Below are 22,586 nucleotides of genomic sequence, written 5' to 3' on the forward strand. Positions count from 1 at the left end.
TGGCGGAGATGCCCATGGATATTCAAGACAACAAAGCTACCGAAACCAATAGCCCGCGTCGCCGATTACTGCTGCTTGCTGCCATTCTCATCGCAGCCATTATTACCGTATTACTTTTTACTTCAGAGAAAACACGGGAGCTCGGCGAGCGTTTAATCAGCCCCATCGATTTACTACCATTACCAGAAATCCCGGATATTTATGATATTCAGGGGTATCCAGCGGCATCTGAGCGGCTCTTCAGCCGCTTTCTTAAACAGGAAGACAACAATATCCTGTTTTCCAAGCTGAAAGATTTCCTGCGCATTAATCAGGTAGACCAGGTTGTGCCCCCGTTTGAATTGTTGCGCCAAGGCAGCGATTGGCAGGATCTGGATGAACCGCCATTTGCCATTCCCCCGGTAGGAAACTGGGGAACCATGGTATACACCCTGCGGGCAGTGCAGCGTGAAATCGTTCCAATTATCGGCCCCGTCACCGTAGTCTCCGGTTGGCGCACCACCAGCTATAACAGTAAGGCCGGCGGCTCCAGGGGCAGCAAGCACCTGCACTTTTGTGGACTGGATATAGTTCCGCAGAAAAAGTTCTCTCGCGAGCAACTGGTACCGGTACTGAAGAATATCCATAAGTACAACGGCCAACAGTGGAATATGGGCCTGGGCATCTATAAAGGTATTCGCTTTCATGTGGACACCTGCGGTTACAGGCGCTGGTAAATCCCTCTTGCTTCTGCTTAGATAGAGCGCAAATAAGGCGCCCGATACCACAGGGCTTTTGCAGAAGCAGAGGAAGTTCCCGTGCAGGAAAAATTGGAAAGGCGCTCGTTTATCCTTTCACTTCTATTGGTTTCAGTAGCCTTCCTGCTACTTGTAAAACCTTTTTTCACACCGATTTTCTGGGCTTGTGCCATCGCCCTGATCTTTTACCCGGTATACCGCGTTCTGATGCAGCGTTTTCCAAACTCGCCCAATTCCATGGCACTGCTGACCCTGTTCATGTGTATTGTGCTGCTGGTGATACCGGTACTGGTGGTGGCCACTTCTTTTATCAATGAGGCGGTAACGCTTTATCACAAAGTACAAAACGGTGAGATTGATATTTCCAAATCTCTGGAACAGGTGCGCAGCGCCTTCCCACGGGTCAACGATATGCTTGAGAGCATAGGAGTGGACATTGAGGAGGCCAAGCAGCGCCTACTCGGCGGAGTAATGAATGCGGGCAGCTTTGTCGCCAGAAATGCTATCGAGGTGGGCCAAAACACTGTTAACTTTTTTGTCATGCTGGGTCTGATGCTCTATCTCACCTTCTTTTTAATCCGCGATGGTGAGCGGCTAGTTAACCTGATAATACACGCGCTTCCCCTCGGCGATGAGCGCGAGCACCTGCTTCTGGCCAAGTTTGCCGAGGTCACCCGTGCAACCATCAAGGGCAACCTGGTGGTCGCCATTACCCAAGGCACCCTGGGCGGTATTATTTTCTGGGTCCTAGACCTACCTGCACCGCTTTTGTGGGGGGTCCTGATGACACTGTTATCACTGCTACCAGCAGTAGGTGCAGCATTGATCTGGTTCCCCGCATCCATTTACCTATACGGGGTAGGGGAACCCATTAAAGCCACTATATTGCTCGCCTACGGATTTACTGTGATCAGCCTGGTAGACAATATACTGCGCCCGATTTTAGTTGGGCGGGATACCAAGCTGCCAGACTATCTGGTGCTGTTTTCCACTGTGGGCGGCCTGTTTATGTTTGGTGTCAGCGGCTTTGCCATAGGCCCGCTGCTCGCCGCGCTGTTCATCGCCTTTTGGGAAATTTTTATGCGGGAGTTTGTGCACCCGGAAGATATGCTGATGCCACCCAGACCTGATAGCGAGTAAAACTCACCTGGACTCTTTAACGCTCTGTGGGAGCCTGAGACTCCCTTTGACGTAGCGCTTTCAGGCGCTGGTTGAGATCACTCATCGGCGCCTGGTCAACCAGTAACACCCCCTGGTTGGCCCTGTCTAAATCGGCGATCAGCAAAATCACCGTGGCAAAGGTGAGAGCCAGTGCCAGTACAACCTGCACCGAACCACCGCGGCTGATCCCCAGCTGGTAACCAATCGCCAGCATGGCCAGTATTGTCATAAAGTACAGCGCCAGCCACAGGGGGGCGGGAATACGATACTGCAGGCCCACCACCACCCTTGCGCGATGCAAGTCCATCAGGGTGTTTACCGGATCGGAAAATTGGCGCAGGTAATCCGCATTGTAACCCTGGGCAATATGGCTCTGTACCAGTTGCCACAGCTGCCGCTGAATTTCCTCACTGCGTTTGATATCAGCAGAGCTTACCGGTGTAGAGGGATCAAAATCACGCAGATCCACATATTCCGCAAGCAATCCACGGGCGCGCTCACGTTTCGTTTTCTCAAGAAAGTCCGCATTCAGGTAGGCCGCCAGGATAGTATTAACCTCCTGCAACAACAGAGCCTTGCGCTCATTAAAGCGGTCCGCGGTCATATTGAAGGTAAACGCTAAAACAAATGCCACCAAACCAAGCGTTGCCGCAACAGCACTGCCAATCGACGGCTCACCAGCAACACTCTCTCTTCTCTGGCGCCTATGCCCCCAGAATACCCCTAACGCCAAAGCGCAGAGAACCAGTGCCACTGTAATCAGATATATCAGGGGCAATGGCAGCAAATAGAAAATATTACCCGAGTGCATAAGAGTCCCCACAGACTGAGGAAAGTCTGGCCCAGCGGGGTATCACTGGCCAGTTTTTCCAAGCTCTCTGCAGGGCTAAAGAAGTGGCGTATTTATAATGAACCTACTAGTTTGTACCATATGGCAGCGGTAGCATAGGCGCAACATATCCGAGAGCAAACATACTATGAAATACTGGATTACCCTGGTTTTAACTACGCTGATCAGCCTGCCATTGATGGCCCTTGAGGTTGGTGACAGAGCACCGGACTTCTCTCTTCAAGGATCAGACGGCAATACACACAGACTCGCTGAACACAAAAATAGAAATGCAGTAGTAATCGCCTGGTATCCACGTGCCTTTACCAAGGGCTGCACGATAGAGTGCAAATCACTGGCAAAAAATGGACACAAGATTCGCAAGTTCAATGCTGCCTACTTTATGGCAAGCACCGATGATATTGATGAAAACACACGCTTCGCTAAGCACAATGAAGCCGACTTCCCTCTCCTGAGCGATCCTTCAGGTGAAGTCGCCAAGGCTTACGGTGTGCTAGTTCCAATGATCAATATTGCCCGGCGTATTACTGTCTATATCGGTAAGGATGGGAAAGTCCTGAAAATTGATAAAGACGTTAACCCTGCCACCAGTGCAGAGGATATTGCCAGAAACCTGGCCAAACTAGGCATAGAAAAGAGTGAGCCCTAAAAATATTAATAAATCTGGCCCGAAGCACTCAGGGCCAGATTTATCCGACTCAACTTAATTTATGACATCATTCTATTACGAAAGAAATGCCAAAGCAGCACTTCTCCCCCTCAAAATCCCCAAGCCACTTGCAAACACTTAACGTAGCCTCACCTCGACTGGATTTAATTACGTGCTCTAGTAAATAATCCGGCTCACCGGAAGCAAAGACGCGCTTATCCGCCTCTCGCAGAGCTTGAGCATTTTCCGCCCAAGTTAGTTGAGCGTCGGTTTTTCCCACTACATCCTCACCGGCCAACTCGCAAATTTTGCGATTACCCCAAATATATTTTTCATCTTGATCTTTCACCCAAAAAAGAAACGGCACATTATCAACAACTCTAAGCTCTTCAGCGTTCATAGAACTCCATCTCCAGCCACTACATTCATATTTGAACTGCATTAATAAATGCAAGTGTAAAAGCCAAAGGAGGTTTTGCCTTTATCATTCATTGAGTATTAACATGAAAATTCTTATTTCATCTTTGTCAGAAATAGCCGGAGGCACAAAAATAGTTCTTAATTGCCGCTTATCTCCAGCTCTTTTAATTTTCTTGTCAGGGTATTTCGTCCCCAACCAAGTAAATCTGCGGCATCACGCTTGCGCCCGGCCGTATGCTTTAAAGCAATCTCGATCAGGGCACGCTCAAATGCGGGAACTGCCTCACTGAGTATTTCGCGCCGCCCGGATGACAGGGCCTGATCAGCCCAAATACGTAGGGCTTTTTGCCAGTCCAGTGGGGTTTCGCTCTCCTGCCCTTGTTGGTGCAGTTCCTGGGGCAAGTCTTCGATATGTACTTCACGGCCAGAGGCCATAACGGTAATCCAGCGACAAGTATTTTCGAGCTGCCGTACATTTCCAGGCCAATCCAAACCTGACAGGTAACCCTCTGTTTCCTTAGTCAGGATTTTTGGTTCCACCCCGAGGTCTTTTGCGGCAGCATTGAAGAAGTGACGCACCAGCCTTGGGATATCTTCACGGCGATCGGCCAACCTTGGAATATGAATGCGGATTACATTCAAGCGATGAAATAGGTCTTCGCGGAATTTATGCTGCAGTACCAGCTCCTCAAGGTTTTGATGGGTGGCGGCAATAATCCGCACATCCACTTTTACCGGAGTGTGTCCGCCAACCCGATAAAACTCCCCATCCGCCAATACTCGCAGAAGCCGCGTCTGGGTTTCTGCCGGCATATCACCAATTTCATCCAGGAAAAGGGTACCGCCATTGGCCTGCTCAAAACGCCCGGCACGCTGGGAGCTGGCCCCGGTAAAAGCGCCTTTCTCATGCCCAAACAATTCAGACTCCATCAAGTCTTTCGGAATCGCGGCCATATTCAGGGCGATAAAGGGTTTTTCCCTTCGTGGACTGTGATTGTGCAACGCCTGAGCCACCAGTTCCTTACCAGTGCCAGACTCACCATTGATTAATACAGTGATATTTGAGTGAGAGAGCCTGCCGATCGCACGGAAAACTTCCTGCATCGCCGGCGCTTCACCAATGATTTCTTTATTCTCGGTGCCATTATCCTGTTCAATGCGCTCTTCCTGCGCCTGCTCACTGGCGTGCACCAGGGCGCGGCGTGTAACCGCCACAGCCTCATCAATATCAAAAGGCTTAGGCAGATATTCAAAGGCACCGCCCTGATAGGCGGCGACAGCACTATCCAGATCCGAGTGGGCAGTCATAATAATTATCGGCATGTTTGGACGTTCCGCCTGGAAGCGCTGAAGCAACTTGAACCCATCGGAGCCCGGCATACGAATATCGCTAATCACCACGTCCGGTGAATCGCTGTAAAAATCATCCAGGGCACGGTCGCCACTCTCGTAGCATTGGGTTTCTATCCCCTCCCGAGAAAGCGCCCGCTCCAGCACCCAGCGGATAGATCTGTCGTCGTCAATTATCCAAACGCGATTACTCATTCTCTAGGTTCCTGTATTGGCTAATTCGATAGTCAACGGCAAATAGATCTGGAATACCGTGCGACCGGGACGGCTGTCACACTTAATTAGGCCGCGATGCTGACTGATAATGTTCTGTGATATGGATAGCCCTAAGCCGGAGCCCTCCGCGCGCCCTGATATCATCGGGAAGAAGATCCGCTCACGGATCTCCTCGGGAATACCGGGACCGTTATCTTCAATTTCGATACGGCATACCAGTGGACAATTGCGACGACCAATTGTGAATTGGCGCTGGACCCGTGTGCGCAATACCATCTCCCCACTGGCGAGACCGATACTCTCATTTATCGCTTGCATTGCATTGCGGGCGATGTTCAGCAGTGCCTGGATCAACTGTTCGCGATCCGCTGGTACATCCGGGATAGAGGGGTCGTAATCCCTGCGGATACTCAGTTCACCATCACATTCCACCTCTAGAAGCTGTGCCACTCGCTCCAGGATTTCATGGACATTGGTCTCCGCCAGTTTCACCGGCTGACGCGGTCCCAACAAGCGGTCCACCAAATTGCGCAGGCGGTCCACCTCCTCAATGATGATCTGTGTGTACTCTTCCAGAGAGGCATCTGGTAACTCTCTCTGAAGCAGTTGTGCCGCACCGCGGATACCGCCGAGGGGGTTCTTCACTTCATGTGCCATGCCCCGCACCAGGTTACGCGCAGTTTCCTGGGTACTGAGCAATGCATCTTCACGTGCAATGCGCAGCAGGCGGTCCATAGGTTGCACCTCAAGCAGCAAAACACCTAGCTCTGGCACAGGACTCACCGAGTAATCCACAGTGCGCGTATCCAGGTTGTGCAGACGCCAACGAGCGCGGCGCACCGTATATTTTTCACAACTGACCAGCGCATCACGCATGGCTTTTTGCGCAGCTGCAGATTCTCGCACGACCTCTTCCAGCGGCAATCCGCTGACCCTTGCACTGGATGCCGCCAGCAAATCCTCGGCCGCATTGTTCAAGTAACAGAGTGATAACGTGTCATCCAGCACCATAACGGCTGAAGTGAGACTGTCTAACAGCTGGCGCAGCTGGCGATCATTGAGCATTCAGTGGTTTCCGGTTCTCTGCGGCGGCCGGGGTAGGGTTAGCACCCGGCGCGATAAGCCCTTGTATCTAGCCAGTGCAAAAAGCAAACCAAAATGGCGCACAGGGCTATTCAGGCCCACATTGGTTGCTTCTGATGGGCATTTACAGTGCGCAATCGATAGGATTTGCCTAATCACCCCCAAGAGCATTGGAGCTGCACAGCTCAGCCAGGAGAATGCACCACAATGGTGCGAAGGTCAAAATTTAATCAGCCTGGGGAGGGAAAGGCGGGCTGTGAATTGTTAGCGGAGACCCGCTGACGCCCTTGACGATAGCGGTAATACAAACCAATCAGGGCCGAGACTGGGCCAAACTGGGCCCAAGTGACACTTTGGTTGACTGAGGTGCCCGAAGGATAGAGCTATCCGATTGGGCAACGCTGGGGCGCTGCACATAAACAGTAATGACTTTTGATTGAGCCAGAATGCGCCCACTGGCATCGATAAGTACCGCCTGCACACTGTGACTACCGCGCTCCAGCGCTGAGATATCCAAGCTGGAGCCGGTTGAATTGCCGCGCCAGGGTTGACCATCCACCACCGCATAAAAGCTGGCACCCTTTGGATATGACGGTTGCACATCCACTTGTAGCGGAATAAAACGCTGTCCCGGGGGGATAGTTGCGCCATCCAGGGGGCTCACAATCTGGATTGACATCGGCCCTGCATAGCTCTCTTTGCCGCCGTCATCCTCTACATCATCTTTAGGGGATAGCTTGCGTGAAGGCAGAGGGCGAGGCAGGGTGATAGGCTGGACATTGATTGGGGCCAGCTCTACCTTTTGCGCCTCTCCACTGGCTGGTGGAGTATCACTGAAAGTCACGCGCCCGTCGGGGCCGACAGTCTTGTAGATAGCACCGGAGCTGCTGCCACCATCGGTACCGGCAAAAGCCATCAGGGGGGCGACAAGGAAAAGTGCCTGAAACGATCTCAAAAATCCCATAACGTGATCGACCGCGACGCGGACGCTCCTTTTCTCTTGCCCCAGTCGGGGCCTCAATTGAATGGGGCAACTGCTTCTCAAAGTACCAGATTCGCAGTCGGTAGAATCAACCTCCCCAATAGACAGTTTACCCGCAATAAAAAAGCCCGCACCAGGACGGCGCGGGCTTTTCGCGAACAACTCGGCGGCACCAGTGTGATGCCGTTCGCTATTACACGGAGTAGTACATGTCAAACTCAACCGGGTGAGTAGTCATGTTCAGGCGCTCTACTTCTTCGCGCTTCAATTCAATGTAAGCGTCGATTGCATCATTGGTGAAAACACCACCCTCGGTCAGGAAGTCACGATCCTTATCCAGGGCGTCCAACGCTCCTTCCAAACTGGCAGCTACGGTGGGGTACTCGGCCAGCTCTTCCGGGGGCAGATCGTACAGATCCTTATCGGCGGCATCTCCGGGATGAATCTTGTTCTTGATACCATCTAGACCTGCCATCAGCAAGGCAGCAAACGCCAGGTAAGGGTTGGCAGTCGGATCCGGGAAGCGCGTCTCGATACGCTTGCCTTTAGGCGATGTTACGTAAGGAATACGGATGGAAGCGGAGCGGTTGCGCGCAGAGTAGGCCAGGATAACCGGCGCCTCAAAGCCCGGTACCAGACGCTTATAGGAGTTAGTAGACGCGTTACAAATCGCGTTCAGGGCGCGTGCGTGCTTCACAATACCACCGATGTAGTAGAGAGCAGCCTCAGACAGACCCGCGTAAGCATCGCCGGCAAACTGGTTTACGCCATCCTTGGTGAAGGACTGGTGCACATGCATACCGGAGCCATTATCGCCAACAAGGGGCTTGGGCATAAAGGTTGCGGTCTTGCCGTAGGCGTGCGCTACATTATGTACGGCATACTTAAGAATCTGAACCTCATCCGCTTTCTTGGTCAGAGTGTTGGCTGCAACACCAATCTCACACTGACCGGCAGTGCCTACCTCGTGGTGATGTACTTCCACCTGTAGCCCCATTTGCTCCATAGCGGAACACATTGCGGCACGCACATCGTGAAGGGAATCAACCGGAGGAACGGGGAAATAGCCGCCCTTCACACCAGGGCGGTGGCCGATATTGCCCTCACTGAAGTTATGACCGGAGGACCAAGCCGCTTCTTCGGAATTGATTTTGTAAAAGGCGCCGCCCATTTCGGCACCCCAAGTGATATCGTCAAATACGAAGAACTCGGGCTCTGGGCCAAATAGCGCGGTGTCACCCAGACCTGTGGACTTCAGGTATTCCTCGGCGCGCATTGCGATGGAGCGCGGATCGCGCTCGTAGCCCTGACCGGTGACCGGGTCTACGATATTACAGCGAATAATAACGGTGCTCTCATCGGTGAAGGGATCGAGGAAAGCCGTCTCGTCATCCGGCATCAGGATCATGTCGGATTCATTAATGCCCTTCCAGCCGGCGATGGAGGAACCATCAAACATCTTGCCTTCTTCGAAGAACTCTCCGTCAATTTCCGATACGGGGATGGAAACGTGTTGCTCTTTACCCTTGGTATCGGTGAAGCGCAGGTCCACCCATTTTGCTTCACTCTCATTAATCAAACCGAGCGTTTTCGCTGACATTGCTGTCCTCCAGGTCTTGAAAAGTAATTGGTCGCTATGCCTTTGCTGCCGGCATTCACTCTTTACCTGGCGTGAAATAAAGCAAGGAGTGTGCCAAATTAGGGCAACTGCATCGCTGCGGCGGTTGGCGCCGGTGCGGTCGACAGCTTTGGGCCGACTGGGGCAGGATAAATGCATTGTGGCCGAGCGGCCACAGAAAAGCGCACCATAATGACGCAACTTTACCCCAGTATCGCCCGGTAACGGTGCACAACCAAGTTGCCTCCGGCTAGTTTATAATGCCGCACCTTCTATCAACATGCGGTACCCGACGGATTCCCATGCACTTTGTCGTCAAGTTTTTCCCCGAGATCACCATTAAGAGCAACCCTGTGCGCAAACGTATGTCGCGCCAGCTCAAGGACAACCTACAGCGCCTGCTGCGTCAGCTGGACGACCGTATCCAGGTGCGCAAGGACTGGGAAAAGATCGATGTGATCGCCCCGGACGCTGTAGCACACCTGGGCGACCGAATTGAGGAAGTTCTTTCCCACACCCCCGGTATCGCTAACTTCTCCCGTGTACGCCAGTTTCCACTGGGCGATCTGCACGATATGTATGAAAAGACTTTCTCTGTATGGGGCCCGGCCCTGAAGGGTAAGACTTTTTGTGTGCGGGTAAAACGCACCGGCAAGCACGATTTCCAGTCCCTGGATGTTGAGCAGTATGTGGGCGGTGGCCTCAACAAAAATACCGAAGCGGCTGGAGTGAAGCTGAAGAACCCCGATATCACGGTGAAATTGGAAATTCGCCACGACAAGCTCAATGTGATTGAGGAACAGCACCCCGGTCTCGGCGGCTTCCCCCTGGGAACCCAGGACCCAGTCCTTTCATTGGTATCCGGTGGCTTCGATTCCACCGTGGCCAGCTACCTGACCATGAAGCGTGGTATCCGCACCCACTTCCTGTTCTTCAACCTCGGCGGACGCCAGCACGAGCTGGGCGTTAAGGAAGTAGCCTATTACCTGTGGAATAAATATGGCGCATCCCACCGGGTGCGCTTTGTCACTGTGCCATTCGACGAGGTGGTAGCGGAAATCCTCGAACGCGTCGACGATTCCCATATGGGTGTAATCCTTAAACGCATGATGCTGCGCGCTGCCAGTGTAATCGCCAAGGAACTGGAGGTGGACGCGGTGGTGACTGGTGAAGCTATTGCCCAGGTATCCAGCCAGACCCTGAAAAACCTGGCAGTAATCGATAGCGTCACCGATACCCTGGTGCTGCGCCCACTGATCACCTCCGATAAAACCGACATTATCCGCACCTCTCGGGAGATCGGCACAGAGGAATTTGCCGCGAATATGCCCGAATACTGCGGTGTGATTTCAGTAAAACCCACCACACGCGCAAAAATCGAGAAAGTGGAATCCGAAGAGAACCGCTTTGATTTTACCGTCCTTGATCGTGCTATCAGCAATCGCTCTATTCAAAATATCGATGAAGTGATTGAAGAAGTAGACGGACAGGCACCTGAAGTTGAGATTCGCGAAGAGCCCGGTAATGCGATGGTAATCGATATTCGCCACCCGGATGAAGAGGAAATGGACCCGCTGGAACTGGAGGGCTGTGAAGTACAAACTATCCCCTTCTACCGTCTGAATAACGGCTTCGCTCAACTGGACCAGGAGCGCGAATACCTGCTTTACTGCGCCCGTGGTGTCATGAGCCGCTTGCACGCCTCCCACCTGATGGATGAGGGATACCGCAACGTGGGCGTGTTGCGCCCACAGATCCCCCACAGGCCGGAAAGCATCAAGAAATAATTCCCGAGCGCGGACAGCCCCGCTATCCGCGCTCCCCTCTTAGCCCCTCAAGCCGACACTTCCACAGTGGGCGGTGATTTTTTACTCAAAATCACTCCCAATTGTCATGCGCCCCCCCTATAATCGCCGCCTTTGGCCGGAATGCTGCTGTAGAAACCCCGCAGGCCCCCGCCCCGATTTACCAAGATTTAACGCCCAGAGGCCCCCAGTGATAGAGAATCTGCGCAATATTGCGATTATCGCCCACGTAGACCACGGCAAAACCACCCTGGTGGACAAGCTGCTGTCCCAATCCGGCACTCTCGACCGTCGCGATGAAGGCGCCGAGCGGGTTATGGATTCCAACGACCAGGAAAAAGAACGCGGTATTACTATCCTCGCCAAGAACACCGCCATCCGGTGGAATGACTACCGCATCAACATCGTCGATACCCCAGGACACGCCGACTTTGGTGGTGAGGTAGAGCGTGTACTCTCTATGGTGGACTCGGTACTACTGCTGGTTGACGCAGTGGACGGCCCAATGCCACAGACACGCTTCGTAACCCAGAAAGCGTTCGAGCAGGGTCTGAACCCTATTGTCGTCATCAACAAAATTGACCGTCCTGGCGCGCGCCCCGACTGGGTGATGGACCAGGTATTCGACCTGTTCGACAGCCTTGGAGCCACCGATGAGCAGCTGGACTTCCCGGTTGTCTACGCCTCCGCCCTCAACGGTATTGCCGGCCTCGACGATACCGACCTGGCCGACGATATGACGCCGCTGTTCCAGATGATTGTGGACAAGGTAGAGCCGCCCAGGGTAGACCCCAAAGGCGCCTTCCAGATGCAGATTTCGGCCCTGGATTATTCCAGCTACGTGGGCGTTATCGGCGTAGGCCGCATTACCCGCGGCACTCTGACCCCCAACCAACAGATACTGGTACTGGACCGCGACGGCAACTCCCGCAAAGCCAAGGTTCTACAGGTTATGGGCTACCTGGGCCTGGAGCGCACAGAGGTTGAGCAGGCCAGTGCTGGCGACATCGTATGTATCACCGGTGTGGGCGAACTGAATATCTCCGATACCCTGTGCGACCCGGAAACCCCGGAAGCCCTACCCGCCCTGAGCGTGGATGAACCCACCGTGAGTATGACCTTCCAGGTGAATGACTCTCCCTTTGCCGGCCAGGACGGCAAGTTCGTCACCTCACGCAATATCAAGGAACGCCTGGACCAGGAACTGATCCACAATGTAGCCCTGCGCGTGGAACAAGGCGATTCCCCGGACAAATTCCGCGTATCCGGCCGCGGTGAATTGCACCTGTCAGTGCTGATCGAAACTATGCGCCGTGAAGGCTTCGAGCTGGGAGTCTCCCGCCCGGAAGTGGTTCAGAAAGAAGTAGACGGTGAAATCCATGAGCCCTACGAAGAAGTGGTGATCGACGTTGAAGACCAACACCAGGGCCCGATTATGGAAGAGCTGGGACTGCGCAAGGCTGAGCTCACCAATATGGAGCCGGACGGCAAAGGACGTGTGCGCCTGACCTTTATTGTACCTTCTCGCGGCATGATCGGTTTCCGCAACCAGTTCCTGACCCTGACCAGCGGCTCGGGCATCATGACCAGCATTTTCGACCACTACGGCCCGGTAAAACAGGGTGAAGTGGCCAAGCGCATCAACGGCGTACTGGTCTCCATGGTCAATGGCAAGACGCTGGCCTACGCCCTGTTTGCCCTGCAGGATCGCGGACGCCTGTTCCTCGGCCACGGCGAAGATATTTACGAAGGCCAGGTTATCGGTATCCACTCTCGCGGCAACGATCTGGTGGTCAACCCCACCAAAGGCAAGCAGCTCACCAATATCCGCGCTGCCGGCACCGATGAAGCCCTGACCCTGACTCCGCCCATTCGCCACACTCTGGAGCAGGCGCTGGAGTTTATCGAAGAGGATGAGCTAGTTGAGGTAACCCCCAACCATATCCGCATACGCAAAAAAATCCTTCAGGAAAATATGCGCAAGCGTGCGAAGAAATAACAGGTATTCTCTTCAGCGTAAAAAGGGCCCTGATAGGGCCCTTTTTATTTTTACTCTTGAAGACAAGCCTTGCGCTGGAAATTTAAGCAACCTCGAAAAAATTCTTTATTCGGATAGGCAGTGTTTATTGCCATTTATTTTTCACCAGCACTTAAATTTTTACCTGGAAAATTGCCCTTGTGCATAACTCCAATCAATACTATTGTTATTTTTTTGCTCACATCATAAAAATTAATTCTTGAATCATTTTAAGAGCTCACCATATTGCCCTCAATGTCGTAGAAACTGATTTTATCTTGAAATAAGTAGTTTACTTTTTTGTTTCTTCACTTTCCTTGCACAAATTATCGAGAAAAATTATCTAATTTCAGCGCTTTCCCTAGCTTCATTCGGAACTTTTATCCCCCAATTTTTTCCAATTTTCTCAACTATAAAGTTCACTTCTAAAATACTTGGTTTCATCATCACCAAGGCTCTTGGGAGGTCATTGTCATGTTTTCTTCTCTGCAGTCTCAGGAACGAATAGGGATATTGGAGGGATGTCGCAATGCTTAAAAAAGTAGTAACGCTTGCCACGGCACTCACTTTAACCGTCAATATCAATGCTCAGGAGATCAAACGTATTTCGGCCTATTGGGCCAACTGGGAGTATTGGGCCGATTCCTCCTTCACCCACGACAATGTGGATTTCTCCAAACTGGCCCATGTGCAATACGCCTTTGCCTAGAATGACGAAGAAGGCACCATCTACTTCACAGATCCACATGTCTTCTACGGACTGGGGGCCCAGTCTTTCTCCAGCGGTGCAGGCAATGGATGTACCTCATATAGACAAAAACTCCAAGTAAGCCACCCATGAAAGCTTTCGTTACCACAGCTCTCCAACTACGGTATATCAGATATTCACTGTTTTGCAGCGTAATACCTAATCTCCATGCCTTTGTACCTGAAGGATCTAAACATCACATACTCACCTTAATTTGTTTCACATATCAGCAAGCAGTATTTACTTTGCATATCCAATTTAAGTCTAGACATATATCCTCGTCACTCATTTCTATCATATTTTTTACAAAGGCAAGCTCATTAGTAAATTCCAATAATAAAAAATTTTAGAGCTTAAATTGAATATCTGCACTCCGATAGATAGGACTCATTATTCAGCAAGTAAAAATCTGAGAGTTTTTATTCTCGCTAAGATTCCATGCACTTTTAATGTGACCAGGGTCAAAATTTATTCCCAGATAAAAACTCGAGACGGCCTCCAGAATCTTAAGATGACGACAATTACCACAACCGAACTCAATAAGCGCTGAGCGCTCTTCGACCGACTCTTGCAGGCAACGGTTTTCCTCATCAAGATATTCACCGAGGTTTAAGTATTTATACACTTTTTGAGCTATATCATCGATTTTATAGGGATCAATCTTAAGCCTTATAAAAAATCACATTGAGCACACCCCAGTCACCTTCTATCCCAAGCTACTAAGTTCAGCGTCAATTATTTTATTACCTTAAAAAACGTCGCAACCCTGTATCGGGATGACAATCCTTGTAAGCGGCCCGCCCCTTACCAGGAGGCACTACGGCTACTTCGTGGCTCAGCAGCAATTGCATTCCAGGAGAAAATCGATTCGCATATTGCTGTGCGGAGGCGTAGATAGCCTTATGAGTGGAGTGATGGTGCACCCAGTTTTCAAGGTCTTTTAAGGAGGCAAACCAGGCAATTGTTTCAGTATCTGGTCTACCCGGTGCCGGCTGCTCATCACTTAACAGTCGAGCACTGAGACAACGCGACTGAACCGGATGTTTATTCAAGTAGTTTACTCCCTGTTCATATTTCTGACGCAGAGATTTTTGGTAGGCATTCCGTTCTTCAGGGCTGGCAGCAGAATAGCCCTGTACCGTGCGAATCATACATAAATTACCGGGCAGGAATATTTCCTTGTCCGATCGCTCTGCGGCAGGTAGCAACTGTAAGCTTTGTAATTGGCCTGGAAGCCCACTATTTTCTGCAGCGCTTATTCGATCCCGCATCGCACCCCAGTAGGCATGATCATGCTGATCACAAGTATCAAAGTGGCGAAAGATCCCCCAGTCAGCTTCAGGTGTAGAGGCAGAAACCTCGAAATGAGTACGTGGAGCCGTCAATGCCTCATACCATGATCCCGATTTGCCCCGAACTACCCCCTGCAAATCAGTAAAACCTTCCCTCAACCAAGTCATCATGGACTCTTCACAGGACCAGTAGGCAATCGCAATATCGTTATACGCACCCCAAGCATCAATGTGACCTGCCCGCTCATAGTGCATTAGGCCTCGGGTATTGGACAGAGATTCAGTCAATAGCTGAAATAGTGAATCGTCCCGATGGCCACCAACAAACTGTAAGGCAACTTGGCACTGTACATATCGGGAAGTCGGCGGAAGATTCAGTTCCCAGGCTGGATATGGAGGCACAAAATTTTTTGGACGATTTTTCAAACTGACAGATCCCTTTCACAATTTCTCTGTGAATGAAAAATCCCTGTGGATGAGCTTTCCTACTGTCATATTCCAGATTCGTTTTATCAGTAAGAGAAATATGCCCTCCCCAGGCGACATTTCAATACCTTTACTTACAACCATAAAAGCGATGAAAAGTATACTTAGGAGCTGAGGCCTCTTTCATCGTTTTCAGCGAATACTCTAGCCACCTGCTTACTGGCACCATCGTACATTAATAATGTTTGATTAATTCACACGGTGAAGAAACGCCGCTCAACCCGTTTCCACTCTCCGAGGGCAGCGGGAGAGTGCAGGCAAACAGTAAGTTGATCAAACTGACTGGAATATTCATTAAGAACTTCCAGGGCTTCATGCGCGGCAATTGCATGGGGAAAACGGTTGGTGCCGGCACCCAATGCCGGAAAGAGAATATGTTTTAAACCTTTTTTCCCCGCCAAGCTCAATACACTTTCATAACAGTAGCGGAGCTGCTTAATCGCTTGAGCCCCCCATTGATCACCACTGCTCCACTGTGGAGTAACAGTGTGAAGCAAATAATCTACCGGCATATGGAAAGCATCGGTGATACGCGCCTCCCCCACTGTACATTCCGGTTGTTTTTTACACTGCAGCTCGAGATCTTTACCTCCCAGAGCAAAAACCTGGGCAGAGAGCCCTCGACCGCAAATAAGATGTTTATGTGCAGGACACACAAGCGCATCCCCGCGCAATGTCAGAATATCGCCCCAAGTCAGAATAATTTGTGTCACAGTTTCTCAGTTCTAAAGTTTGGTTTACAGATACTGTAGCTTGCTACTTTGGTCGGTGAACGAATCCTCCTATACTCAGCGCTGCTTCACTCCCCGATGAATATAGTGACGCTACCTGGCGCTTTATCGCCAGCAGAAAGCCTCAGCCTGAAGAGCAATCGAGATAATTATGATTCCAGGGTATAACCAACATAATCCCGCACTGGTCTCACCGGTGGAGGAATTGGAACGTATAGATTTACGTCGTCGTATCATGGCATCTTCCTATATGCTGATATTTGCCATGGCAGTAACGGGAGCCATGGCAGTCATTGCACTGACAGCAGCCGATATCCTTCAGGCAATCACCCTCTCTGCAGCGGCAGTAGTAATCCTGTTTTCCTATGTGACAATCAATGTAATGGGTCCCAGTGAGAAGACGCCTCTCCTGGTAGGTATCCTGTTGTTAGTACTCTATTTTTATTTGCTGTTATCCGGCGGAGTAAATAATACCGGTTTGATGTGGGCGGTAATGCTGGTACCTGGCTTTATTAATCTATACGGTTACAAGACCGGTACCGCCGCACTCATCGCCATTGGCATAGTTACAGCCACTGTCCTTTTCTACCCAGATTTTCCAGGCCTTACCGCCAAATATGATACCGCCTACCGCGCGCGCTTTATCGCCGTTTTTGGTGCTCTCACGGCACTGACAGCACTACTCGACAGCAGTCGCCATCACACCCAACAATTGCTGGAAAAATTAACCGGGGAGCTGGAGAAAAACGCCTCCACCGATACCCTAACCGGCCTCGCCAATCGCCGTGAGGCCTATCGTGCTATCCACGATATGGAGCGCCGTAACAAGGAGTTGCGTGACCGGTATGTGATCCTGATTGGCGATCTGGACAACTTTAAAGCGATTAACGATACCCATGGACATGCTTTTGGCGATCGTATTTTACAGGATGTAGCCAAGATCCTTCGGGACAATACTCGTACAGAGGATATTGTGGCACGCTGGGGGGGTGAGGAGTTCCTGCTGCTGCTACCCAATACCGACGTATGTGGTGGCAGCGTATTGGCGGAAAAATTGCGGCGAAAGGTAGAGGCCCTTAGCCGTCGCTATGTACAGTCAGTGAAAGTCTCTATCAGCTTCGGCCTGGTTGAAGGCAGCAGTACTGGCAGCCCTCACAACCAATTACTGGCTGAAGCCGATAAACGCATGTATCGAGCCAAGAACAGTGGCCGCAACCGGGTAGTGGCCGCCTGAGAACGATACCTCTCAGCTGATGATATCTCGCAGGAAAAAACCGACTGCCAGGGCTAGCAGGGCCGCACCCCCACCAAACACCAGTGTCTTGACGCCCGCTGCCAGTACCCGCTGTGAGAACACCAGCCCCTTACAAAGGCCTATGGCAAAAAAAGTGCAAGCAGCCAAAGCGGCACTGCTATAGAACTGCTCAGAGGTTTCCAGCGGACGGATAAGATAGGGAAGTAACGGGACTGCGCCCACACCAATAAAGGCCAGAAAGGTCACTATCGCAGAGCCAAGGGGCCTTCGTGCCGAGCGACTAATGCCGTACTCTTCCGCCAACATGGTATCAATCCACAGCTGGCGATTGGCAGTGATAGTTGCGACAACCTCATCCAACACCTGCCCTTGGAAGCCCTTGCGCTGAAAAATCTGGCGGATCTCCTCTCGCTCTCCCTCCGGCACCAAATCAATATGTTGGCGTTCCGTGCGGGCAGCCGCCGCTGCCTGATCCCGCTCTACACTCACTGCCTCGTAGTTACTAACCGCCATACTAAATCCATCAGCGATCAGATTGGCAAAGCCCATTACCAACACCACCGACTCAGTGAATCCAGCACCAAAAGCGCCTGCAACTATCGCAAAGGTGGTAACACAACCATCGATAGCCCCGAGGACAAAATCCGACACTCTCTGGGACCTGGGCTCCTTACCCAGGCGGGCGTGAATTCGCTCGGGGCGGTGTTCTTCGAGCAGTGCGCGACGGGATTGTTTAGATTTCTCCTCCCTGCCTTTCATACTCGTAGCGCCTCCCTACCAATTGCTTTATTTCACGATAAAACTACTCCTATCGACACCGGTATTCCCGGTCCTTGCATCATAGGCGTAAACCAATATTTCGTAGGCGCCGGGTAAATCGGTGGGAAAAGGCGCACTGAAGGTATTCATGGTGTCCTGGATTTTCAGCGGAACTGTAGCGAATTTCCGACCATCCCTCTTTACCAGGGCAGTAACCTCTATCTTGCTACCATCCCACAGACCACCATCCGTAAGGGAGCAGCCGCACATCATCACTACATTAGCGCGTATTTCGAATGGGCTCTTATCCAGGCCGGTATAGAGGTGAGTCTGTGGACTGAGCAAGTCCACTACCATACCCGGTATCTCCACGACCAAGCCTTCACCGCTGATAGGTTTGCCTGGCACAAGCCAAGTCTGTGTTTGTGCTACCACACGAGCCTGCTTCTTAATGTAAGGGGCCAGTACTTCTACAGTAAGAAATACCGGTTCACTGATATCCAGCGCAGCAGTAAAATGCGCAGCTCCCCCGGCGATAGGAGCATAACGTTCGCGTGGTGTCTTCATGATCTTGCCGGTATCACCGGTACTGCCCTGGGTAAGCCCCTTGGCCAGGATTTCTCCGGTATCCGCCTCACGGATAATCACCATAGCCCCCCCGATTGAGGAGCCAATAAATTTGGCATCTTTGGCCTTGGCTCGCACAGTAATTTCAGTTGAGGTCACTTCAGCCCACAGATTAGTGGTAAAAAACTGCACTACTAAGGCACACACTAAAATAACGATTCTTCTCACCTCTAAACTCCTTTTATTCGCCACTGATGACAATGTAAGCTCCAAAAACCACTATGGCCCACAATAAGGCCCCTACTCCTAACCACAAAAAATTCAACGGCGTTAGTTTTGCATTTACTTTGCCCGAGATATCACCACTGAGAGTATTTGCTGCCTTCTGTCCCTCAAAGAGAGGCCAAACCGTCAGAGGCAATAACGCCGGACTAAAAATATCAATCAAAGAGAATTCATCAGAAAGATACGAAATTCTATCGATAATTGAGCCCAGAATCGCAAGAACTATATAAATCGCAGCCATCAGTTTAGGGCGCCATTTATATTCTATTTCTGCCTCTTCTAAGTGGCTCTGTATTTTAATAAAAAGTGAATGGGTAAAAAATATTGAAAAAATCGCACGCATAACAGGCCATAAGCTTTCACCACTTGCGCGCTTGTATTCCCTCCATTGTCGATAAAACCAGTAGACAGAATACAGCCCCATAGTGCCAAGGTTCATCACCCAAAATTTAGCGCTGGACACTACGTAGAAATCAAATTCCTCCGTGAACTCTGTATGTAATTCAGCCTCTGGTGCGCTGTAAATATTTGTATCCATTAAAAACTCCCCAAACCCCAAACGAAGGAAAACTAAGGTTTACCCCCTTCCATTAGTAAACGATTATCAGATGAGAACACACAAAAAAGCCGGGCATAGCCCGGCTTTTTTGCTGCTAGCAGTATCTATTAAGCGCGCTTAACTGACTCCACCCAGGCAGCTACACGGCTTTCCAGAACCGGTACCGGTAAGGCGCCGCCACTCAGAACGGTATCGTGGAAACCGCGGATATCGAACTTATCGCCCAATTGCTCTTCAGCCTGCTTACGCAACTCCTGGATCTTCAACATACCAATTTTGTAAGCGGTAGCCTGGCCTGGCCATACCAGATAGCGACGCACTTCAGAGCGTACAGCTGTTTCGGGTATTGCGGAGTTTTCCAGGAAATACTCTACAGCTTGCTCTTCGCTCCAGCCCTTGGCGTGCATACCGGTATCCACTACCAGTCGGATAGCGCGCCACATCTCAGCGGTCAGGTGGCCAAACAGGTTGTAGGGGTCCTCGAAAGCACCCATTTCCTTGGCCAACTTCTCTGAGTAAAGCGCCCAGCCCTCTACGTATACAGTAAAGTGCGCCTGGGTGCGGAACTGTGGGATACCCTCAAGCTCTTGGGCGATGGAGATCTGCATGTGATGGCCGGGGTTGCCCTCATGGTAAGCCACCGTCTCCATATCGGTGGTAGAGTAGGCACTCATATCGGAAAGGTGCGCATAGTAGATGCCCGGACGTGAGCCGTCTGGAGTGCCCGGGTAATAGTGCTGGGCACCACCATCCTGCTCGCGGAAGGATTCCACCCGCTTAACCACCAGCTCGGCCTTAGGCAGCAAGCCGAAGTATTCCGGCAGTTTCTTGGTGATATTGTCGAGAAAAGCCGTGGAGTCATCCAGGTAACCCTGGCGGCCTTCGTCGGTATTAGGGTAGTAAAACTGACCATCTTCACGGATAAAGGTGAAGAATTCCTGCAGGTTGCCCTCGAAGCCCACCTGCTTCTTGATGGTCTCCATCTCGCTGCGGATGCGCGCTACTTCCTTGAGGCCAATACTGTGGATTTCATCGGCGGTCAGGCTGGTAGTGGTGGTATTTGCCAGTCGCTGGTTGTAGTAGGCCATACCGTTCGGCAGGCTGCTGGCACCCTGGGGCTCCGCGGAAGCCTTCTGCACATCTTTCTTCAACCAGGCGATCAGGTTTTCATAAGCGGGCAGGAACTCACTTTCCAAAGCCTTGCGAGCATTTGCCGTCAGCTTATCAGCCTGCTTCTGGTCAATCTTACCGGCTTCGAGCAACTCAGCAATCTTGCCCTTGGCACCGGCCCACAGGGGGGCGTCCTCACCATTGGAGAAGGGGGCACCGTCGATCAGCTTGCTGGACTGCTCTATCGCACCCTCGTAAGCGAAGCGCGGCGGACGGATACCCTCTTTAGAGGACTGTTCTGCGCGCTCTCGTAACTGGTTGATAGCGCGGGAAATGCCGCCGATACGGGCGATATACGCCTGCATGTCCTCAATATTGTCCACCTTGTGGAAGTTCAGCAGGAAGTTTGGCAGTTGGGACTGTACGCCGCCCATCTGTTCAAAAATATAACCGTGGCGCTTAAAGGGCTCGGCCGCTTTGGACTGCTCGAACTGGTAGATCCAGATATCGTAGGAAGTTTTCCCCTCCTGGCTGAGCTTTTCGTAGTCAAAATTCTTCTTGAGTTCCGCAACGGCCTTTTCCTTCCAGGCCAGCTGGCGCGCCTCGGCAGCTTCGCTCATATCGTCGATCTGGTCGTACTGCTCCTTGCGGCCGAGATAGGATAGCTGCATGGGACTGAACTGCAGCTGCTCTTCATAGCGCGCATCCAGCCACTCCGTCAGGCGCTTGGTCTCAGCCACCGCATCAACGGCTATAGGGGCTTCGGCAACGGCACTTTGAGCTTTGTCGGCATTCGCTCCTGCCTGAGCGGCCTTATCGCCCTGACAGCCCGCGAGGATAGCGACAGCCAGCAGGCTGGGGATCAAAGGGTTGTTCAGCTTAATCGGCATTTTCCTATCTCGGTCAAAAGTTGTACAAAAAAACGCCGCTAACTTTGACACGAAATCTTTGAACTGTCGATTCTGGCTCTTTCAAACGCCATATCTGTGCGTTGAGCCGTGGGAGAAGAGGTTATTTCACCCCAGTAAAAGGCGTTATCCAGGTCCCGTGTTAGCGCCCCGCGAATTCGCGGGACGACTCCTGCTCCTGGACACATCCTCTCGCAGTATTCGCAGCTCTCTCTGGGGAAAGGGAATAGTTAATCCAGCCTCTTCCAGCGCCGGCTTAAGGCGCTCCATCAGCTCCCAGTAAACACTCCAGTACTGGTCAGTTCCAGTCCAGGCTCGCAACTGCAGGTCCACAGAACTATCGGCCAATGCACGCACCATATAACTGGGTTCCGGTTTAGCGATAATTCGAGGCTCCTGCTCTACCAGCTTACGCAACACTTCCAAACCCGCCTCTATATCATCCCCATAAGCGATACTCGCCACTATCTCAATACGGCGGGTCTTGTTATGGCTGAAGTTAGTAAGTACCCGCCCCCAGATCACGCTGTTGGGCACACTGACATGCAGGCCGTCTGGGGTATCCAGCTCGGTAGTGAAGAAGCCTACCTCACGCACGGTTCCCAGAGTCTGCTCGAATTGAATGACATCACCCACACGGAATGGACGGAGCCCCAACAGGATAAATCCTGCGGCAATATTCTGAAGGGTATCTTTTAGCGCAAATCCCACTGCCAACCCAGTGGCGCCGAGCAGGGCGATTAGGCTGGTGGTGTTGATACCAAAGATATCCAGTACCACCAGCGCTCCAACAATATAAATCGCCCAGGTGGTGATATTTCGCAACACCGGCACCAGGGTGGCATCGAGGCGACTGGGGAGGCGCTCAATGGCACGGCGGACCAAGTGCACCGCAACCAGAGTCAACGCAATCACCAATAAAGCGGCCCCCAGGCGCAGAAGGCCGGTGATCGCCAGGGGCCAGTATTCTGTAACCAGATTATCCGGATTCATGGGCG

General features: G+C 51.6%; 20 protein-coding genes. 7 read left to right on the plus strand and 13 right to left on the minus strand.

Translation table 11 applies throughout. The features are described from left to right. Positions 1 to 14: 14 nt before the first annotated feature. Together ACJJJB_RS17990 and ACJJJB_RS17995 are read left to right on the plus strand one after the other, a co-directional pair. Positions 15 to 716, plus strand: a complete 702-nt coding sequence (locus ACJJJB_RS17990) for a D-Ala-D-Ala carboxypeptidase family metallohydrolase (RefSeq protein WP_020414129.1) — start codon at positions 15 to 17, stop codon at positions 714 to 716. Between the two features lie 81 nt (positions 717 to 797). Further along, entirely contained in the window at positions 798 to 1,877 is a 1,080-nt protein-coding gene (locus tag ACJJJB_RS17995) for an AI-2E family transporter (RefSeq protein ID WP_353375480.1), read from the plus strand. Positions 1,878 to 1,893: 16 nt separating this feature from the next. Here ACJJJB_RS17995 and ACJJJB_RS18000 read toward each other — a convergent pair whose 3' ends face one another. After that, positions 1,894 to 2,709, minus strand: coding sequence for a bestrophin-like domain (locus ACJJJB_RS18000; RefSeq protein ID WP_445365266.1), 816 nt, complete (start codon positions 2,707 to 2,709; stop codon positions 1,894 to 1,896). Between the two features lie 166 nt (positions 2,710 to 2,875). Between ACJJJB_RS18000 and ACJJJB_RS18005 the strand changes: the two genes are divergently transcribed. Then, positions 2,876 to 3,397, plus strand: coding sequence for a peroxiredoxin (locus ACJJJB_RS18005; protein ID WP_020414126.1), 522 nt, complete (start codon positions 2,876 to 2,878; stop codon positions 3,395 to 3,397). Between the two features lie 67 nt (positions 3,398 to 3,464). On the opposite strand, the gene ACJJJB_RS18010 is transcribed toward ACJJJB_RS18005, so the two are convergent. From ACJJJB_RS18010 to glnA, 5 genes are all read right to left on the minus strand, one after another. Further along, on the minus strand, positions 3,465 to 3,797 hold the full coding sequence (locus tag ACJJJB_RS18010) for a PAS domain-containing protein (RefSeq protein ID WP_020414125.1): 333 nt from the start codon (positions 3,795 to 3,797) through the stop codon (positions 3,465 to 3,467). Between the two features lie 158 nt (positions 3,798 to 3,955). Next, the gene (gene ntrC / locus ACJJJB_RS18015; protein ID WP_020414124.1) at positions 3,956 to 5,362 is read right to left on the minus strand and encodes a nitrogen regulation protein NR(I); all 1,407 of its coding nucleotides are present in this window, start codon (positions 5,360 to 5,362) and stop codon (positions 3,956 to 3,958) included. Positions 5,363 to 5,365: 3 nt separating this feature from the next. Then, positions 5,366 to 6,448, minus strand: coding sequence for a nitrogen regulation protein NR(II) (gene glnL / locus ACJJJB_RS18020; protein ID WP_020414123.1), 1,083 nt, complete (start codon positions 6,446 to 6,448; stop codon positions 5,366 to 5,368). Positions 6,449 to 6,779: 331 nt separating this feature from the next. Continuing rightward, positions 6,780 to 7,430, minus strand: coding sequence for a DUF4124 domain-containing protein (locus ACJJJB_RS18025; protein ID WP_445365267.1), 651 nt, complete (start codon positions 7,428 to 7,430; stop codon positions 6,780 to 6,782). 211 nt (positions 7,431 to 7,641) lie between these two features. Continuing rightward, a complete protein-coding gene (gene glnA / locus ACJJJB_RS18030; RefSeq protein WP_020414121.1) occupies positions 7,642 to 9,048 on the minus strand; it encodes a glutamate--ammonia ligase in 1,407 nt (468 codons plus the stop codon). 320 nt (positions 9,049 to 9,368) lie between these two features. On the opposite strand from glnA, the gene thiI reads away from it, so the two are divergent. From thiI to ACJJJB_RS18045, 3 genes are all read left to right on the plus strand, one after another. Beyond that, positions 9,369 to 10,853: a tRNA uracil 4-sulfurtransferase ThiI gene (gene thiI / locus ACJJJB_RS18035; protein WP_445365268.1), complete on the plus strand. Its 1,485-nt coding sequence runs from the start codon at positions 9,369 to 9,371 to the stop codon at positions 10,851 to 10,853. A 208-nt stretch (positions 10,854 to 11,061) separates the two neighbouring features. After that, positions 11,062 to 12,870: a translational GTPase TypA gene (gene typA, locus ACJJJB_RS18040; protein WP_020414119.1), complete on the plus strand. Its 1,809-nt coding sequence runs from the start codon at positions 11,062 to 11,064 to the stop codon at positions 12,868 to 12,870. 547 nt (positions 12,871 to 13,417) lie between these two features. Further along, on the plus strand, positions 13,418 to 13,597 hold the full coding sequence (locus ACJJJB_RS18045; protein ID WP_353375478.1) for a hypothetical protein: 180 nt from the start codon (positions 13,418 to 13,420) through the stop codon (positions 13,595 to 13,597). Positions 13,598 to 14,379: 782 nt separating this feature from the next. Here ACJJJB_RS18045 and ACJJJB_RS18050 read toward each other — a convergent pair. Both ACJJJB_RS18050 and ACJJJB_RS18055 read right to left on the minus strand, forming a co-directional pair. Continuing rightward, positions 14,380 to 15,354: a phenylacetaldoxime dehydratase family protein gene (locus tag ACJJJB_RS18050; RefSeq protein ID WP_444945981.1), complete on the minus strand. Its 975-nt coding sequence runs from the start codon at positions 15,352 to 15,354 to the stop codon at positions 14,380 to 14,382. Between the two features lie 254 nt (positions 15,355 to 15,608). Then, positions 15,609 to 16,127 carry a macro domain-containing protein gene (locus tag ACJJJB_RS18055; protein WP_282952166.1) on the minus strand — a complete coding sequence of 173 codons (519 nt, stop codon included), beginning with the start codon at positions 16,125 to 16,127 and terminating at the stop codon, positions 15,609 to 15,611. Between the two features lie 169 nt (positions 16,128 to 16,296). Here ACJJJB_RS18055 and ACJJJB_RS18060 point away from each other — a divergent pair, with 169 nt between their 5' ends. Next, positions 16,297 to 17,379 carry a GGDEF domain-containing protein gene (locus ACJJJB_RS18060; protein WP_445365269.1) on the plus strand — a complete coding sequence of 361 codons (1,083 nt, stop codon included), beginning with the start codon at positions 16,297 to 16,299 and terminating at the stop codon, positions 17,377 to 17,379. A 12-nt stretch (positions 17,380 to 17,391) separates the two neighbouring features. Here ACJJJB_RS18060 and ACJJJB_RS18065 read toward each other — a convergent pair whose 3' ends face one another. From ACJJJB_RS18065 to ACJJJB_RS18085, 5 genes are all read right to left on the minus strand, one after another. Continuing rightward, positions 17,392 to 18,159, minus strand: a complete 768-nt coding sequence (locus tag ACJJJB_RS18065; protein ID WP_353375476.1) for a VIT1/CCC1 transporter family protein — start codon at positions 18,157 to 18,159, stop codon at positions 17,392 to 17,394. Positions 18,160 to 18,186: 27 nt separating this feature from the next. Further along, positions 18,187 to 18,954, minus strand: a complete 768-nt coding sequence (locus ACJJJB_RS18070) for a hypothetical protein (RefSeq protein WP_282952163.1) — start codon at positions 18,952 to 18,954, stop codon at positions 18,187 to 18,189. 13 nt (positions 18,955 to 18,967) lie between these two features. Continuing rightward, the gene (locus ACJJJB_RS18075) at positions 18,968 to 19,549 is read right to left on the minus strand and encodes a hypothetical protein (protein WP_020414111.1); all 582 of its coding nucleotides are present in this window, start codon (positions 19,547 to 19,549) and stop codon (positions 18,968 to 18,970) included. A 128-nt stretch (positions 19,550 to 19,677) separates the two neighbouring features. Further along, the gene (locus ACJJJB_RS18080; protein WP_445365270.1) at positions 19,678 to 21,570 is read right to left on the minus strand and encodes a DUF885 domain-containing protein; all 1,893 of its coding nucleotides are present in this window, start codon (positions 21,568 to 21,570) and stop codon (positions 19,678 to 19,680) included. 144 nt (positions 21,571 to 21,714) lie between these two features. Continuing rightward, the gene (locus tag ACJJJB_RS18085) at positions 21,715 to 22,581 is read right to left on the minus strand and encodes a mechanosensitive ion channel family protein (RefSeq protein ID WP_282952160.1); all 867 of its coding nucleotides are present in this window, start codon (positions 22,579 to 22,581) and stop codon (positions 21,715 to 21,717) included. Positions 22,582 to 22,586: the final 5 nt, after the last annotated feature.

The sequence above is a fragment of the Microbulbifer variabilis genome, assembly GCF_052468405.1.